1 protein-coding gene is annotated in these 289 nt (G+C 64.4%); it reads right to left on the bottom strand.

The window, feature by feature from the left end:
- On the bottom strand, positions 1 to 289 hold a 289-nt coding region (locus EN874_RS34010; RefSeq protein ID WP_189396765.1), incomplete at both ends, for a hypothetical protein.

The raw sequence follows: 289 nt of genomic DNA on the forward strand, positions 1-289 counted from the left end.
TTGTCCTCGAGCACGCGGCCGACTTCATTGTCGTGATCGTGACCGAACGGCTTGCCGACATTCTGTTCCTCGCCTGGCACGTCGGCCAGGACGATCTTGCCGCGATCCACGATGACGAGATCGCGTTTCGATTGGCTATGCTGTGCGGATACGAAATCGCGCAGCGCCGCGGGCCGCTCGAACAGCGAGCGCGGTGCGTCCGAAGCCCTGAAGGCAACAGCTTCGGCGAGCTGGCGCGCTACGCCCGTCGCCTCGGCTAACGCCGCGGTTTTGGTGACCGACATCTGGG

It is taken from the genome of Mesorhizobium sp. M1D.F.Ca.ET.231.01.1.1, from assembly GCF_003999155.2.
GTDB lineage: Bacteria > Pseudomonadota > Alphaproteobacteria > Rhizobiales > Rhizobiaceae > Mesorhizobium.